This window comes from Streptomyces sp. NPDC041135, assembly GCF_055592085.1.
The window spans coordinates 141,207-157,091 of sequence record NZ_JBVIYZ010000005.1 but is presented as its reverse complement, the minus strand read 5'-3'; the positions used below and the strand labels follow the sequence as shown (position 1 = coordinate 157,091).

Genomic DNA, 15,885 nt, shown 5'->3' with positions numbered 1-15,885 from the left:
GTGCGGTTATGTTGGGCTGACGCCGCCGACGATGTGTGTGCACGTTCCCAGATGATCGATACCCGGGAGAGATCCATGCCGGACACCAGCCCTAGGGGCCTCAGCCGCCTCGCCTTCGGTGGGGACTACAACCCCGAGCAGTGGCCGGAGGAGCTCTGGCAGGAGGACGTCCGGCTGATGCGGGAGGCCGGCGTCACCATGGTGAGCGTCGGGATCTTCTCCTGGGCCCTGCTCGAACCGGCGCCGGGGGATTACGACTTCGGCTGGCTGGACCGGGTCCTCGGGCTGCTGCACGACAACGGCATCCGCGTCGACCTCGGCACGCCCACCGTGGCGCCCCCCGCCTGGTTCTACCGCGCCCACCCCGAGGCGCTGCCGGTCACCGCGGAGGGCGTGCGCTACGAGTTCGGCTCCCGCGGCGCCATCTGCCACAGCAACCCCGACTACCGCGCGGCGGCCGCGAACATCACCGCCAAGCTCGCCGAGCGCTACGGCACGCACCCGGCGCTGGCGCTGTGGCACGTGCACAACGAGTACGGCGTCCCCGTCTCCGCCTGCTACTGCGACTCCTGCGCCGCCCACTTCCGCCGCTGGCTCGCGGACACCCACGGCGGCGTCGAGGAGGTCAACGCGGCCTGGGGCACCGCCTTCTGGGGACAGCGCTACGCCCACCTCGGCGAGATCAACCCGCCCCGGGCCACCCCGACCGTCGGCAACCCCGGACAGGCCCTGGACTACCGGCGGTTCACCGACGCCACCATCCGGGAGAACTTCCGCGCCGAGCGGGACATCCTGCACCGCCTCTCGCCCGGCGTCCCGGTCACGACGAACTTCATGACCGCCCTCAGCCAGTGCGACTCCATGGACTACTGGGCGTGGGGGCGCGAGGTCGACCTCGTCACCAACGACCACTACCTGATCACCGACGGCCGCCGCACCCACGTCAACCTCGCCATGGCCGCCGACCTCACCCGCTCCGTGGCCGGCGGCGCCCCCTGGCTGCTGCTCGAGCACTCCACCTCGGGCGTCAACTGGCAGCCCCGCAACCCCGCCAAGGCCCCCGGCCAGATGGCCCGCAACTCCCTGGCCCACGTGGCCCGCGGCTCCGAGGGCGCCATGTTCTTCCAGTGGCGGCAGTCCCGGCGCGGCGCCGAGAAGTTCCACTCGGCGATGCTGCCGCACGCCGGCACCGGCACCCGGGTGTGGCGGGAGGTCGTCGAACTCGGCGCGGCGATCGACTCCCTGGCCCCGCTGCGGGGCACCCGCACCCGGGCCGACGTGGCGGTGCTGTGGGACTGGCAGTCCTGGTGGGCGCAGAACCTCCAGTGGCGCCCCACCGAGGACCACGACCCGCGCGAGCGCGCCGACGCCTTCTACGAGGCGCTCTACGACCGCCACCTCACGGTCGACTTCGCCCACCCGGAGGCCGACCTGTCGGCCTACCCCCTCGTCGTCGTCCCGGCCCTCTACCTGATGACCGAGGCGGCCGGGCGCAACCTCGCCGGGTACGTCCGCGACGGCGGCACCCTGGTGGTGTCCTACTTCTCCGGCATCGTCGACGAGCACGACGCCGTGCACGAGGGCGCCTACCCCGGGCCCCTCAGGGACGTCCTGGGCCTGGAGGTGGAGGAGTTCTCGCCGCTGCTGCACAGCGAACGGGTGCGGCTGAGCGGGCCCGACGGCGACGGGCCGAGCGGTGACGTGTGGACGGAGTTCGTCCGCCCGCACGGCGCCGAGACGGTGTGGAGCTACGCCGACGGACTGACCGCGGGCGGCGCCGCGATCACCCGGCACGCGTTCGGCCGGGGCACCGCCTGGTACGTGTCCACCCGGCTCGACGCGGCCGGCCTGGACACGCTGCTCGGCGCCGCCGCCGACGACGCGCGGATCGCCCCCCGCGCCGACCTGCCCCGGGACGTCGAGGTCGTCCGCCGCACGGGCGAGCAGGGCAGCTTCCTGTTCGCGATCAACCACACCGCCACCGAGGCGAAGGTGGCGCTGGACGCGCCCGGCACCGAACTGCTGACGGGCGAACGCGCCGCGGGCCGCCTCGCGGTCCCCGCGGGAGCCGTCCGGGTCGTACGGCTCGACGGCTGAGCCGGCCCCGCCGCCCCGCGCGAGCCGCTCGGCCGCGGGGCGGCGGCGCCCCCCGATCTCCTCCGCTTCCCGGCGGAGGTCACCCCACCCCGCCCACGTCGAAGGGACGACGGACGACGATGTTCCATCCCAGACGCACCCTCACCGCCCTGCTGCTGCCGCCGCTGGCCGCTCTCGCCCTCACCACCCTGCCCGCCCAGACCGCGCAGGCGGCGAGCACGCTCACCAACGGCGGCTTCGAGTCCGGCGGCGCCGCCACGGCCGCCCCGGCCGGCTGGTCGGAGTACGGCGCCACCGGCGCCTCGTACACCGAGTCCGGTGGTCACGGCGGCAGTTACCGGCTGAGCCACTACGCGTCCACCGCCTACAAGGTGGAGACGTACCAGTACCTCTCGGGCCTGGCCAACGGCACCTACACGCTCACCGCCTGGGTCCGCTCCGGCGGCGGGCAGAACGCCGCCTACATAGCCCTGAAGAACTGCGGGAGCGCCGAACAGCGCACCGACATCCCGGTGTCCGCCGACGGCTGGGTCCGCATCGTCACCTCCGTGGCGGTGACGGCCGGCCAGTGCACGATCAGCGTCACCTCCGACGCCAACGCGGGCAACTGGATCAACGTCGACGACCTTACCTTCACCGCGGGCTCCACCGGCCTCGCCGTCAAGGGCGCCGACATCTCCTCCCTCCCCAAGAGCGAGGCCAGGGGCGGCGTGTACCGGACCACCTCCGGCACCACGGGCGACGCGGTCACCATCCTCAGAGGCGCCGGCATGAACTACGCGCGCGTGAAGGTCTGGGTGAACCCGGCCGACGGCTACAACGACAAGGCGCACGTCCTGGCCCTGGCCAAGCGCGTCAAGGCCGCCGGGATGAAGCTGCTGGTCGACTTCCACTACTCGGACTCCTGGGCGGACCCGGGCAAGCAGACCAAGCCCGCCGCCTGGTCCGGGCACTCCTACAGCCAGCTGAAGACGGACGTCTACCATCACACCTACGACGTCCTGAACGCCCTCGAGGCGCAGGGCACCACGGCCGACATGGTGCAGGTGGGCAACGAGATCAACGGCGGCATGCTGTGGTCCGAGGGCTCCACGGACAACTGGCCGCAGCTCGCCGGGCTGCTCAACTCCGGCTACAGCGCCGTCAAGGCGGTGTCCTCGTCCACCAAGGTCGCCCTGCACCTCGCCAACGCCGGCGACGACGCCACCGTCCGCTGGTGGTTCGACAACGCCAAGGCCAACGGCGTCACCTACGACGCGATCGGCCTGTCGTACTACGGCTACTGGCACGGCTCCCTGGCCGCCGCCCAGACCACCCTGGACGACACCGCCTCCCGCTACGGCAAGCCCGTCTTCGTCGCCGAGACCGCCTACCCCTTCCGTCTGGACAGCGACGACGCGCTCACCAACCAGATCGACACCAGCGCCGAACTGGTCGCCGGCTACCCCGCCACGGTGGCCGGGCAGACCCGGTGGATGAACGACGTGGCGAGCGTCGTGGAGGCCGTACCGGGCGGCCGCGGCCTCGGCGTCTTCTACTGGGAGGCCACCTGGACCGCCGTCACCGGCAACGGCTGGGACCCGGCCGACGCCACCTCCGGCAACGGCTGGGAGAACCAGGCCCTGTTCGGTTACGACGACAAGGCGCTCTCCTCCATGTCGTGGTTCGGCCACCGCTGAACCGCCCGTGACGGGGCCCGGCCGGTAAGGGGACCGGCCGGGCCCCCCGAACGCCGCCGCGCCCGCCGCCCGTACGGGCCGGACCGTCCGGTACCGGACACGATCCGCCGAGGGGCGGGCGGCCCGGCGCCCGCCGCGCCACAGTGGGGCGACAGCGCCGCCGACGCCGAAGGGCACCCGCATGCACCGACCCACCCCGCTCGCCCTGCTGCACTGCGTCGCCCTCGGCGGTCACGGCCCGGAGGACGTGGTGGCCGACGCACAGGGCCGCGTGCTGACCGGCGTCGCGGACGGCCGCATCCTGCGGCTGCACCACCCGGCCGACCCGGCCGCCGCCCGCGTCGAGGTGCTCGCCGACACCGGCGGCCGCCCGCTCGGCCTCGAACTCCTCCCCGGCGGCGACGTCCTGGTGTGCGACGCGGACCGCGGCCTGCTGCGCGTCGACCCCGCCGACGGCGCCGTCCGCGTCCTCGCCGACTCGGTGGCGGGGGAGCCGCTGCGCTTCTGCAGCAACGCCGTCGCCCTGCCCGACGGCACGGTGTACTTCACCGTCTCCAGCCGCCGCCATCCCCTCGACCGGTGGATCGGCGACATCGTCGAGCACACCGGCACCGGCCGCCTGCTGCGCCTGCCGCCCGGCGGCGGCCGGCCCGAAGTCCTGCTGGAGGATCTTCAGTTCGCCAACGGGCTGGTGGCCGGCCGCGACGGCTCTTTCCTGGTGATCGCGGAGACCGGCCTCTGCCGCCTCACCCGCTACTGGCTCACCGGCCCGCGCGCCGGTCACCGGGAGCCCTTCGCCGACCTGCCCGGCATGCCCGACAACCTCTGGCGCGACCGCCGCGGCGGCCCCATCTGGGTTGCCCTCGCCGCGCCTCGCGTGCCCCCGCTGGAACTGCTGCACCGCAGCCCGCCCGCCGTCCGCCGCGCCGCCGCCCGGGCCGCCGTACGCGCCCCCTACCGCCCCGGCGGCAGCGCCGCCGTCCTCGCCGTCGACGACGACGGCCGGGTCGTCCACCACCTGGCCCGCCGCCACTCCCGCTTCCGCATGGTCACCAGCGTCTGCGAGACCGGCGGACACCTGGTCCTGGGCAGCATCCACGAGCGGGGCGTGGCCGTCTGCGCGGCCCCCACGACATGATCGCGGCCCACGACCGGCGGTAAACTGGGCCCGGCCGTCGCCACCTCGTGCGGACGGGCCCGAACAGGAGACGTACGACCATGACCGTCCCGGAAGCCGAGAGCCTCCGCGCCCGTCCCGGCGGCCCGCCGCGGCGGCCCGGCCGGCTCGTCCAGGCTCCCGTGCTCACGGCCGTCGCGCTCGGCGGAGCCCTCGGCGCCGGCGCCCGGTACGCGCTGTCCCTGGCCTGTCCCACCCCGCCCGGGCACTTCCCCTGGACGACCTTCGCGGTCAACGTCAGCGGCTGCGCCGTGATCGGCGCGTTCATGGTGCTCGTCACCGAGGCGCGGGCCGCCCACCGCCTGGTCCGCCCCTTCTTCGGCACCGGGGTGCTCGGCGGCTTCACCACCTTCTCCACCTACGCCGTCGACATCCGGCAACTCCTCGCGGACCACCGTCCCGGCACCGCCCTCGCCTATCTCGCCGCCACCCTGTGCGCGGCCCTGGCGGCGGTGTGGCTGGCCGCCGCGGCGACCCGCCGGGTGCTGACCGGAGGGCGGCGATGAGCGACCCGACCGGCCGGGCCCTGCGGCTGACCGTCTACCTCGGCGAGGACGACACCTGGCACCACAAGCCCCTCTACACCGAGATCGTGCACCGGGCCCGTGCCGCCGGACTGGCCGGCGCCAGCGTGTTCCGGGGCATCGAGGGGTTCGGCGCCTCCTCCCGCATCCACACCTCCCGGCTGCTCACCCTCAGCGAGGACCTGCCGGTCGCGGTCGTCGTCGTCGACACCGAGGCGCGCGTGCGGGCGTTCCTGCCGCAGCTCGACGAACTCGTCGACGAGGGACTCGTCACCCTCGAGCCGTGCGAGGTCGTGCGGTACGTGGGCCGCCGGGCGGAAGCGCGGGACACCGGGCCGGAGGGTGAGAAACCGTTGTGAACTGGCTGCTGGTCGCCCTCGGGGCCATGGTCGGCGCTCCGCTGCGCCACCTCACCGACCGGGCCGTGCAGGCGCGGCACGACTCACTGTTCCCCTGGGGCACCTTCGTGGTGAACGTCACCGGCTGCCTGGTCCTCGGCGTGCTCACCGGCGTCGCCGGACCCCACCTGCGGCTTCTGCTGGGCACCGGCCTGTGCGGGGCCCTGACGACGTACTCCACCTTCTCCTACGAGACCCTGAGGCTGACGGAGGCGGGGGCGGGGCTCTACGCTGCGGCGAACGCCGTCGTCAGTGTGGCGGCGGGGCTCGGGGCCGCCTTCGCCGGGGTCTGGCTCGCCGGAGCCGTGTGAGGCACCGGGGTCCCGCGCCGGTCGCCCGCACGGCATAGTAAGACTGTCTACAGCTTTGTCGACCACTTTTCAGAACTGGATCCCATGAGCGCCATCTCCGTCGGTCAGGCCGTCGTCCTAGGAGTAGTCGAGGGGGTGACCGAATTCCTCCCGGTGTCCTCCACCGGCCACCTCAAGATCGTCGAAGGGCTCATGGACATCCCCGTCGACGACGCGTCGGTCGTCGGGTTCTCCGCCGTCATCCAGGTCGGCGCCATCGCCGCCGTGCTCGTGTACTTCTTCAAGGACATCAAGCGGATCGTCACCGCCTGGTTCCGGGGGCTGACCGACCGCGAGGAGCGCTACCACCACGACTACAAGTTCGCCTGGTGGGTGATCGCCGCGACCGTGCCGATCGTGCTGGTGGGCCTGGCCGCCAAGCCGCTGATCGACGGCCCGCTCGCCTCGCTGTGGGTGGTCGCCGGCTCGCTGATCGTCGGCAGCGGCGTGATGTGGGCGGCGGACCAGATGGGCCGGCACAAGCGCGGTGAGGACGACACGTCCTTCAAGGACGCGATGCTGGTGGGCTGCTCGCAGATCCTCGCCCTGCTCTTCCCCGGCTTCTCCCGCTCCGGCGCCACCATGTCCACGGCGCTCATCCTCGACCTGGACCGCGTCGCCGCCACCCGGCTGTCGTTCTTCCTCGGCATCCCGGCCCTGACCGGCGCCGGCCTGTACGAGCTGAAGGACGCCCTCGGCGCCGGGGTGGGCGCCGCCCCGCTGGCCGTCGGCACGATCGTCTCCTTCGTGGTCGCCTACGCCTCCATCGCCTGGCTGCTGAAGTTCGTCGCCAAGCACTCCTTCAACGCCTTCGTGATCTACCGGCTCGTCATCGGCGCGGCCCTGCTGGGCCTGCTGGCCACCGGCACCGTCAGCAGCTGACGCCGTCACCGCCCGGACCCGGGGAAGACGCCCGCCCGCACCACGGCGACGCGCCCCGGGTCCGGTCCGTGCCGCACCACGGCTCCCGGCCGGACCGGCGCCGCTTGACAGTCCCGTCCCGCACGCCGCACCATCGCTTCCGTGAACCTGTCAGACAGCCAGACAGGTGGTCGGGTCCCGCAGCGTGTCAGCGCCCTGGAGGCCGTCCTCGGCCACCTCCGCGCCGCCATCGAGGACGGCCGGTACGCGATCGGGGACAAGCTCCCCTCCGAGGCCGAGCTGTGCCGCACCCTCGCGGTCTCCCGGCCCGTGCTGCGCGAGGCGCTGCGCGCGCTCCAGACGATGGGCCTGACGGTCTCCCGCACCGGCAAGGGCACCTTCGTCGTCGCCGGCGCCGTCCAGGACCCCACCTTCGGCGACTACGCGGCCGCCGACCTGCTCGAGGTGCGCCGCCACATCGAGATCCCGGTCGCCGGGTACGCGGCCCTGCGCCGCACCCCCGAGGACCTCGACCGGCTGGCCCGGCTGCTGGACCGCATGGAGCGGGAGACCGACCCCGCCGCGTGGGCCGCGATGGACTCCCTCTTCCACCTCACCCTCGCCGAGGCCGCCCGGAACCCGGTCTTCCGCCGGTTCATCGAGGAGATCCAGGACGCGCTGGCCCGCCAGTCGGCCTTCCTCAACGAGCTGGGCGGCCGCCGGGAGCAGTCGGACCGCGAGCACCGGGCGGTCCTCGACGCCCTGGCCGCCGGATCCGAGACCGACGCCACCCGCGCCATGAGCCACCACCTCGACCGCGTCGCGACGGCCCTCACCGACATCGTGCGCCCTGCGCCCGCGCCCGCCTCCGGGGACGGCGGCCCCCGGACATGAGCCGACCGCACCCCACGGCCCGGCCCGGCCACCGCCCGCCGGACCGCCCCATCCCGCGCGGCCGTACGGCGCGCACGTCCACCGGGCCCGGCGCGTGACCCGCGCCCCCGGCCCGCCCCACCTCCCAGTGATGCAGGCAGTCATGCACAGCAGCCCTCCCGCGGACCCACCCGTCCTCCGCGCGCCCCACCACGCCCCCGTCGCCCACCTGATACGCGGCGGGATGGTCGAGGGCGTCCACCACGGTTCCGTCGTCGTCCTCGACGGCGACGGCGACGTGCTCCTGAGCCACGGCGACACCGAGGCGGCCTTCTATCCGCGCTCGGCCGTCAAGCCCGTCCAGGCCGTGGCCATGCTGCGCGCCGGGCTGCCGCTCGACGGCGAGCTGCTCTCCCTCGCCGCCGCCAGCCACTCCGGTGAGGAGCGGCACCTGGCCGGCACCCGGCGCATCCTCGCCCTCGCCTCCCTCACCGAGGCCGACCTGCGCAACGTCCCCGACCTCCCCTTCGACCCGGTCGTCCGCGACGAGTGGATCCGCGCGGGCCGGGCGCCCTCGCGGACGGCGCAGAACTGCTCCGGCAAGCACGCCGCCATGCTCTGGACCGCCCGGCTGAACGGCTGGTCCCTGGAGGACTACCTGCACCCCGGGCACCCGCTCCAGCGGACCGTCGCCGAGACCGTGGAGGACCTGACCGGCCGGCGCGTCGCCCGGGTCACGGTCGACGGCTGCGGCGCCCCGCTGTTCGCCGTCTCCCTGCGCGGCCTCGCCCGCGCCGCCGCCCGCATCACGACCGCCGCGCCCGGCACCCCCGAGGCCCGCGTCGCCGACGCCATGCGCGAGCACGCCGAGATGGCCTCCGGCTCCCGCCGGGACGTCGCCGCCCTGATGCGGGCCGTCCCGGGCCTGCTCGCCAAGGACGGCTTCGAGGGCGTCCAGGTCGCCGCGCTGCCCGACGGCCGGGCCGTCGCCGTCAAGATCGCCGACGGCGCCGACCGGGCCCGCGTCCCGGTCGCCGCGGCCGCCCTGGTCCGGGCCGGTGTGGACCCGGCCCTGCTCACCGCGTTCGCGGGCCAGCCGCTGCTCGGCGGCGGCAGGCCGGTCGGCAGCGTCCGCGTGGTCCCCGCCCTGGACCCGGACGCGGCCCTGGCCTGCGCCTAGAGGCCGTCGTGCGGAGTATGCCGAGGCGGCGGGGCGCCCGGTGCCGGGGTGCGGCATGATGACGATCATGTCTGCCCAGTTCCAGCCGGTCCTGGACCGGATCGCGGCGGAGATCGACCGGATGCCGGGGCGCGGCCGGCCCGCCGGCTACATCCCGGCGCTCGCCGCCCGCGATCCGCGCAGCTTCGGCATGGCCGTGGCCGAGCCGGACGGCACGGTGTACGGGGTGGGGGACTGGCGGCAGCCGTTCTCGACGCAGTCCATCACCAAGGTCTTCACCCTCGCCCTGGACCTGGCGCGCGAGGGCGACGAACTGTGGGAGCACGTGGGCCGCGAACCCTCCGGCAACCCCTTCAACTCCCTGGTCCAGCTGGAGTACGAGAACGGCATCCCGCGCAACCCCTTCATCAACGCGGGCGCCCTGGTGGTCACCGACCGCCTGCAGACCCGTACCGGGGACGCGGCCGGGGAACTGCTGGCCTTCCTGCGGACCGAGAGCGGCAACCCGTCGCTGGACTTCGACCGCGAGGTCGCCGCCTCCGAGGCCGCGCACGGTGACCGCAACGCCGCCCTGGCCCACTTCATGGCGTCCTACCGCAACATCGACAACCCGGTCCCGGTCCTGCTCGACCAGTACTTCCGCCAGTGCTCCATCACCGCCTCCTGCGCCGACCTGGCCCTCGCGACCGGATTCCTGGCCCGGCACGGCATCCGCGCCGACGGCACCCGCCTGCTCAGCAGCAGCCAGGCCAAGCAGATCAACGCCATCATGCTGACCTGCGGCACCTACGACGCGGCCGGCGACTTCGCCTACCGGGTCGGCCTGCCCGGCAAGAGCGGCGTCGGCGGCGGGATCATCGCCGTCGTACCGGGCCGCTGCGCGCTGTGCGTGTGGAGCCCGGGGCTGGACGAGCGGGGCAACTCGGTGGCGGGGGTCGCCGCCCTCGACCGGTTCACCACGCTCACCGGCCTGTCCGTCTTCTGACCGGCGCCGTCCGCCGGCTGACCGGCGCCGGCGGGACCGCCAGGAACTCAGTCCCGCCCGGACCGGCCGGTGCGGCCGCGCCGGGCCAGCGCCAGGGCGCCGGCGCCCAGCACCACGAAGCCGGCGACGGCACCCGCCTGTGACCAGTCGGTGTCGTCCTCCGGCGCCGGGGAGGTGGCCGCCGCCACCGGCGCGGCGGGCGGTGCGGGCTTGCTGCGCAGGCCGTCCAGCGAGCCCACCGGGTCCACCCGGCCGGCCGCCGCGAAGCCCCAGTCGAGCAGGGCGCGCGCCTCCTCGTACACGGCGAAGCCACCGCCGTCCTGCGGGTTGAGCACGGTGACCAGCAGCGTGCGGCCGCCCCGGCGGGCGGCGGCGACGAGGGTGTTGCCCGCGTCGCTGGTGTAGCCGTTCTTGACGCCGATCAGCCCCGGGTAGGGGGCCACGCCGTCCTCACCGGTCAGCAGCCGGTTGGTGTTGGAGATCGGGTACGGCGGACCGTCCCCGGGGAACTCGGCCTCGACGGTGGAGCAGTACCGGGCGAAGTCGGGGTTGCGCAGCCCCGCCCGGCCGAAGACCGCCAGGTCGTACGCCGAGGAGACCTGGCCGGGCATGTCGTAGCCGTCGGGGGAGACGACGTGGGTGTCCAGGGCGCCCAGCGAGCGGGCCTTGGCCTGCATGCGGGTGACCGTGGTCTGCCAGCCGCCGTTGAGCGCGGCCAGGACGTGCACGGCGTCGTTGCCCGAGCTGAGGAAGACGCCGTGCCACAGGTCGGAGACCCGGTAGGTGTGCCCCTCCTCGACGCCGACCAGGCTGCTGCCCTCGGCCACGTCGGCCAGCTCCGCCTCGCTGACGGTGTGCCGGACGCCGCCCGGCAGGGCGGGCAGCACGGTCAGCGCGAACAGCGTCTTGAGGGTGCTGGCCGGCGGCAGCCCGCGGTGCGCGTCCTCGGCGGCCAGCACCTGGCCGGTGCCCGCGTCGGCGACCAGCCAGGACAGCGCGGAGACGTCCGGAACCCCGGGCGCGCCGGGGCGCGGCCGGACCTGGAGGCCGGAGTGGTAGAGCAGCGCCGGCCGCGGGACCGCCGCCGGCGGCCCGGGCGGGGCGGGTTCCGCCGTCCGGGAGCCGGCCGCGGCCGGCAGCAGCGTCAGCATCCCCGCCACGCAGAGTGCGCAGGTCGTCACGGCCACCCGGTGAGAGAATCTGATCGTCATACGATCAACGTAGGAATCGAGCCGCCGTACACCGCGCTGCCCGGGCCGGACGGCCGCCGAGGGCAACCCGGATGCCGCACGCCGGGCCGGGCGCAGGCCGGGCCGGACGGACGGCGGTCGGTGCTCAGCCGGCGGGCAGCGTCGGCCGGACCTGGCGCAGGAACGCGGCGTTGTCCGGGGTCGCCCGCATCCGCTCCAGCAGCGTCTCCAGGGCGAAGGGCGAGCCGTCGCGGGGCCGAAGGGCCCGGCGCAGACCGCGTACGGCGGTCAACTCGGCCGGGGCGAGCAGGAGTTCCTCGCGGCGGGTGCCGGAGCGGGTGACGTCCACGGCCGGGAACACCCGGCGGCCGGCCGCCTCCCGGTCCAGGTGCAGCTCCATGTTGCCGGTGCCCTTCAGCTCCTCGAAGAAGTAGCCGTCGGCCCGCGATCCGGTGTCCACCAGGGCGGTGGCCAGCACGGTCAGCGAGCCGCCCTCCTCGGCCTGGCGCGCGGCGCCGAAGAACCGCTTGGGGCCGAGCAGCGCGCCCGCGTCGACGCCGCCGCTCAGGGTGCGCCCGCCGGCGCCCGCCGCGTTGTTGTGGGCGCGGCACAGCCGGGTCAGGGAGTCCAGCAGCACGACGACGTCCTCGCCGGCCTCGACGAGCCGCTTGGCCCGCTCGACGACCAGTTCCGCGAGGGCGATGTGGTCCTTGGGCGCCCGGTCGAAGGTGGAGGCGTACACCTCGCCGCGCACCGAGCGCCGCATCTCGGTGACCTCCTCGGGGCGCTCGTCGAGCAGCACCACCATCAGGCGGCACTCCGGGTGGTTGCCGGCGACGGCGGCGGCGATCTGCTGGAGCAGCACGGTCTTGCCGCTCTTGGGCGGCGCCACGATGAGCCCGCGCTGCCCCTTCCCGACCGGCGCCAGCAGGTCGGTGACGCGTCCGGCGAGGCCGGAGGCCGGGTGTTCCAGGCGGATCCGCTCGTGCGGGTGCAGCGGGGTGAGGTCACGGAAGTGGCGGCGTCCGCGCAGTTCGCCGGGGGCCCGGCCGTCGACCCGGGCGACCTCGGCCAGCGCGCGCTGCGCCCCGAGGACGCCTTCGACGGCGTCGCCCGTGCGCAGCCCGTGCCGCCGGATCAGGGCGGCGGGGACCTGCGGGTCGGCGGGAGCGGCGAGCAGGCCCGCGCCCCGCAGGTGTCCCTTCCCGCCCGGGCCGATGTCGAGGACGCCGGTCACGAGGGGCCTGGCGGCCTCGGTCCGCCGTGCCACGGGAGGGTGTCCGAGTGTGGTGTGTCCGGGTGCGGTGTGTCCGGGTGTGGGTTCGAGTGCGGTGGGTTCGAGTGTGGTGGTCATGAGGGGTGGTCCTTTCACGGACGCGAGCCGAAGACGGTGGGACGCGAGGGGGAGGGCCGCGAGCGGGAGGCGGGTCCACCTGCCTCCGGGCGGCATGAGCAGCACCTGGGACACGGGCACACGGGGCCTGGTCGCGGAGGTGGTGCGGAGAAGCCCGAGCGGGTTCGCGGAGCGAGCCGCGCGGAGCTGGATGAAGGAGATCGGCACCGGCGCCCGACAAAGGGGGGCGCTCACCTGTGCTGCTCGCACTATACCGGTCGTCCTGGTCCGGTCAACACGGCGCCGCGGGCCGGTATTCCCGGGGCCCCGGCCGACGTACCGAGGTGCCGACGTACTGACGTGCCGAGGAGCCGAGGTGCCGGAATCCGGCCCCGCGCCGACAGGCGTACGCCTACCATCGGCCACGTTCCGTCCGCGTACGGCCGTCAGGAGACCCGGTGCAGAACACGCCCGCCCCCGCACCCGGCGAGGCGGGTTGCCCGCACGCGGACAACGCCCGGCTGCTGGCCCGCGGCGCCGTGGCCCCGGTCCTGCTGCCGGGCGGTGTCGAGGGCATGGCCGTGCTCGGGCACGACGCGCTCCGGGAGTTCCTCCAGCACCCCGATGTCGCCAAGGACCCGCGGCACTTCACCGCCCTGCGCGAGGGCCGGATAGCCGAGGGCTGGCCGCTGCTGACCTTCGCGACCGTACCCGGCATGAGCACCGCCGACGGTGACGACCACCTGCGGCTGCGCTCGCTGGTCGGCCGGGCCTTCACCCCGCGCCGGGTCGGGCGACTGCGGCCGCGGGTCGAGGAGTTGACGGCCGAGCTGCTCGACGACCTGGAGCGGGCCGCGGCGGCCGGCGGCGGCGTCGCCGACCTGCGGCGGCACGTGGCACTGCCCCTGCCGATGAGCGTCATCTGCGAACTCCTCGGTGTGCCGCCCGGGTTCCGGGACCGGCTTCACCGGCTGAGCAGCCGGGTCGTCGCCACCGGCACCGGGCCGCGCGAGGCCGTGGCGGCATCCCGGGAACTCGCCGCCGTCCTGGGCGAGATATCCGCGGCCAAGGCGGCGCACCCCGGCGACGACCTGATCGGCGCGCTGACGGCCGCCCGCGACGAGGGCGGCGACCGGCTCGCCCCGCACGAGCTGATCGGCACGCTGATGCTGCTGGTCATCGCCGGGCACGAGACCACGCTCAACCTGATCACCAACGCCGTACGCGCCCTGTGCGCGCACCGCGACCAGCTCCGCATGGTCCGGGAGGGGGCGGCGAGCTGGGGCGACGTGGTGGAGGAGACGCTGCGCTGGGACGCGCCGGTGAGCTGCTTCCCGTTCCGCTACCCGGTGCGCGACCTCACCGTGGGCGGCACCCTCGTCCCGCGCGGCACCCCGGTGCTGGCCGGCTACTCCGCCGCGGGCCGCGACCCGGCCGCCCACGGCCCCGACGCCGACCGCTTCGACGTCACCCGGCCCTGCCGCCCGGGCGCCGTACGCCACCTCTCGCTCGGGTACGGCGCCCACTACTGCCTGGGCGCCCCGCTGGCCCGCCTGGAGGCCACCGTCGCGCTGGAGCGCATCTTCACGCGGTTCCCCGGGCTGGATCTCGCCGTGCCGGAGGCGGATCTCGTGCCGCACACCGGGTTCGTCGGCAACAGCGTGCGCGCCCTGCCGGTGCGGCCGGTGCCCTGAGCGCCACAGCGCCGCCCGGGCCGGGCCGGCCTGTCCGGGGCCGGTGGTCCAGCTGTGGCCGGGGTTGTCAGAGATCCGTACCAGTTGTCCCCGGACCATAACGATCGTGGACGACGGGGCACTTGGCCCTACTCCGGTCCATTATCTTCACGCCATGTCCACGCCGCCGCAGTCTCCGAACGAACCCCAGCCGCCGCAGCAGCCCGGGCAGCCGCCCGCGGTTCCCCAGCAGCCGACCGCCCCCTACCCCCATCCGCAGAGCCCCGGCCCGCAGGCACCGGGTCCGCAGGCACCGGGTCAGCAGGACTTCTACGCCCATCCCACGCTCATCGGCGCGCCGGGCCCGGTGCAGCCGGGTCAGCTGCCGCCGGGCAATCCGTACGCGCAGCCGCCGCTGTACGCCTCCATACCCGCGCCGCCGCCCCACGGCGGTGGCGGCGGCGCCGGGCGGGCGGTGCTGTGGGCCGCGGTCGGCGCGGTGGTGGCGTCCGCCGCCTGGGCGGCCGGGGTCTTCGCGCTCGGCGGCGCCGGGGACGACGCGACCGCGGACCTGCGCGGCTACACGGCACCCTCCAACCTCTGCACCACCGCCGATCTCTCCGCCTTCAAGGGCGAGTACCCGGACGACGACACCGCCCCGGGGCACAACGCCCTGCGGGACGACGCGCTGGACCAGAGTTCGTGCAGCCTCAGCCTGAAGAAGACCGGGTCCAGCTACGCCGACGCCTACCTCTCCCTCGACGTCGACCTGCACAAGAGGACCGACCCGGGGCCGGAGTTCACGGCCGCGTGGAAGAACTACGGCGACAGTCACACCGGTTACGACGTGGACACCGTCGAGGGCATCGGGGACGAGGCGTACCTCGTCAGCCAGGACACCACCACCGGGTCCTCCGCCACCAGCGGCTCCCGCTACGCCACGCTCGCCGTCCGGGACGGCTGGACCACGTACACCATGAGCTACAGCGTCTACCTGACGTCCTACGACACCGACAAGAACCCGCCGACCATCCCGGAGGTGTCCGACTGGCTGAAGACGGACACCAAGGCGACGCTGCGGGAGCTGAAGGACTGACAGCCGCCCTTCGCGGCGGCGCGGCGGCGCGGCGGTCAGGCCTGCCGCGCCGCCGCCTCCTGCGCGATCCGCTCGAACTGGGCGCCCATCGCCTCGGCCAGCGCCTGCGCGCCGGACAGCGGGCGCACCATGACGGTGAACGCGTCGATCAGCCCGTCCTCGTCGAGGTGGATGAAGTCGCAGCCGGTCAACTCGCGTTCGCCCACCCGGGCGCGGAAGACCAGCGCGTGGTCGCGGCCGTCGGCCCCGGCCAGCTCGCGCTCGTAGCGGAAGTCCTCGAACACGCGCCAGGCACCGCGCAGGATCGCCGCCGTGATCGCCTTCCCGGCGTACGGCTTGAACACCACCGGGCTGGTGAAGACGACGTCCTCGGCCAGCAGGGTCTCGACGGTGTCGAGAGCGCCGGCCTCGACCGCCTCACGGAACGCGCGCATGGGGATCACCTCGTGGTCCATCGGGTGCAACGGGC

General features: G+C 74.5%; 15 protein-coding genes. 12 read left to right on the top strand and 3 right to left on the bottom strand.

Features of this window, described 5'->3' with window-relative positions:
* The first annotated feature begins 75 nt into the window (after nt 1-75).
* The 10 genes from ACZ6CZ_RS14235 to ACZ6CZ_RS14190 all read left to right on the top strand — a co-directional run bounded on the left by ACZ6CZ_RS14235 (nt 76) and on the right by ACZ6CZ_RS14190 (nt 10,124).
* Entirely contained in the window at nt 76-2,097 is a 2,022-nt protein-coding gene (locus ACZ6CZ_RS14235) for a beta-galactosidase (protein ID WP_469019514.1), read from the top strand.
* A gap of 119 nt (nt 2,098-2,216) precedes the next feature.
* Complete coding sequence (locus tag ACZ6CZ_RS14230; protein WP_469019512.1) at nt 2,217-3,776, top strand: glycoside hydrolase family 53 protein; 1,560 nt, start codon at nt 2,217-2,219, stop codon at nt 3,774-3,776.
* Between the two features lie 181 nt (nt 3,777-3,957).
* On the top strand, nt 3,958-4,914 hold the full coding sequence (locus ACZ6CZ_RS14225) for an SMP-30/gluconolactonase/LRE family protein (RefSeq protein ID WP_469019507.1): 957 nt from the start codon (nt 3,958-3,960) through the stop codon (nt 4,912-4,914).
* An 80-nt stretch (nt 4,915-4,994) separates the two neighbouring features.
* Nucleotides 4,995-5,459, top strand: a complete 465-nt coding sequence (crcB, locus tag ACZ6CZ_RS14220) for a fluoride efflux transporter CrcB (protein ID WP_469019504.1) — start codon at nt 4,995-4,997, stop codon at nt 5,457-5,459.
* Complete coding sequence (locus ACZ6CZ_RS14215) at nt 5,456-5,836, top strand: DUF190 domain-containing protein (protein WP_469019502.1); 381 nt, start codon at nt 5,456-5,458, stop codon at nt 5,834-5,836. The genes crcB (ACZ6CZ_RS14220) and ACZ6CZ_RS14215 overlap by 4 nt, the downstream gene beginning before the upstream one ends.
* Nucleotides 5,833-6,186, top strand: a complete 354-nt coding sequence (gene crcB, locus ACZ6CZ_RS14210; protein WP_469019498.1) for a fluoride efflux transporter CrcB — start codon at nt 5,833-5,835, stop codon at nt 6,184-6,186. Before ACZ6CZ_RS14215 ends, crcB (ACZ6CZ_RS14210) begins: the two co-directional genes overlap by 4 nt.
* 84 nt (nt 6,187-6,270) lie before the next feature.
* Nucleotides 6,271-7,107 carry an undecaprenyl-diphosphate phosphatase gene (locus ACZ6CZ_RS14205; RefSeq protein WP_469019494.1) on the top strand — a complete coding sequence of 279 codons (837 nt, stop codon included), beginning with the start codon at nt 6,271-6,273 and terminating at the stop codon, nt 7,105-7,107.
* A gap of 195 nt (nt 7,108-7,302) precedes the next feature.
* Entirely contained in the window at nt 7,303-7,980 is a 678-nt protein-coding gene (locus tag ACZ6CZ_RS14200; protein WP_469020505.1) for a FadR/GntR family transcriptional regulator, read from the top strand.
* A 142-nt stretch (nt 7,981-8,122) separates the two neighbouring features.
* The gene (locus ACZ6CZ_RS14195) at nt 8,123-9,139 is read left to right on the top strand and encodes an asparaginase (protein ID WP_469019490.1); all 1,017 of its coding nucleotides are present in this window, start codon (nt 8,123-8,125) and stop codon (nt 9,137-9,139) included.
* Nucleotides 9,140-9,194: 55 nt separating this feature from the next.
* Entirely contained in the window at nt 9,195-10,124 is a 930-nt protein-coding gene (locus tag ACZ6CZ_RS14190) for a glutaminase (protein WP_469019486.1), read from the top strand.
* A gap of 47 nt (nt 10,125-10,171) precedes the next feature.
* Here ACZ6CZ_RS14190 and ACZ6CZ_RS14185 read toward each other — a convergent pair whose 3' ends face one another.
* Both ACZ6CZ_RS14185 and rho read right to left on the bottom strand, forming a co-directional pair.
* Complete coding sequence (locus tag ACZ6CZ_RS14185) at nt 10,172-11,335, bottom strand: D-alanyl-D-alanine carboxypeptidase family protein (RefSeq protein ID WP_469019482.1); 1,164 nt, start codon at nt 11,333-11,335, stop codon at nt 10,172-10,174.
* A gap of 124 nt (nt 11,336-11,459) precedes the next feature.
* Entirely contained in the window at nt 11,460-12,668 is a 1,209-nt protein-coding gene (gene rho, locus ACZ6CZ_RS14180) for a transcription termination factor Rho (RefSeq protein ID WP_469019477.1), read from the bottom strand.
* Between the two features lie 437 nt (nt 12,669-13,105).
* Here rho and ACZ6CZ_RS14175 point away from each other — a divergent pair, with 437 nt between their 5' ends.
* Nucleotides 13,106-14,341: a cytochrome P450 family protein gene (locus ACZ6CZ_RS14175; RefSeq protein WP_469019474.1), complete on the top strand. Its 1,236-nt coding sequence runs from the start codon at nt 13,106-13,108 to the stop codon at nt 14,339-14,341.
* 154 nt (nt 14,342-14,495) lie between these two features.
* Nucleotides 14,496-15,416 carry a hypothetical protein gene (locus tag ACZ6CZ_RS14170; RefSeq protein WP_469019470.1) on the top strand — a complete coding sequence of 307 codons (921 nt, stop codon included), beginning with the start codon at nt 14,496-14,498 and terminating at the stop codon, nt 15,414-15,416.
* 35 nt (nt 15,417-15,451) lie between these two features.
* On the opposite strand, the gene ACZ6CZ_RS14165 is transcribed toward ACZ6CZ_RS14170, so the two are convergent.
* Nucleotides 15,452-15,850 (bottom strand): nuclear transport factor 2 family protein, encoded by a 399-nt coding sequence (locus ACZ6CZ_RS14165; protein WP_469019468.1) that lies wholly within the window; start codon nt 15,848-15,850, stop codon nt 15,452-15,454.
* Nucleotides 15,851-15,885: the final 35 nt, after the last annotated feature.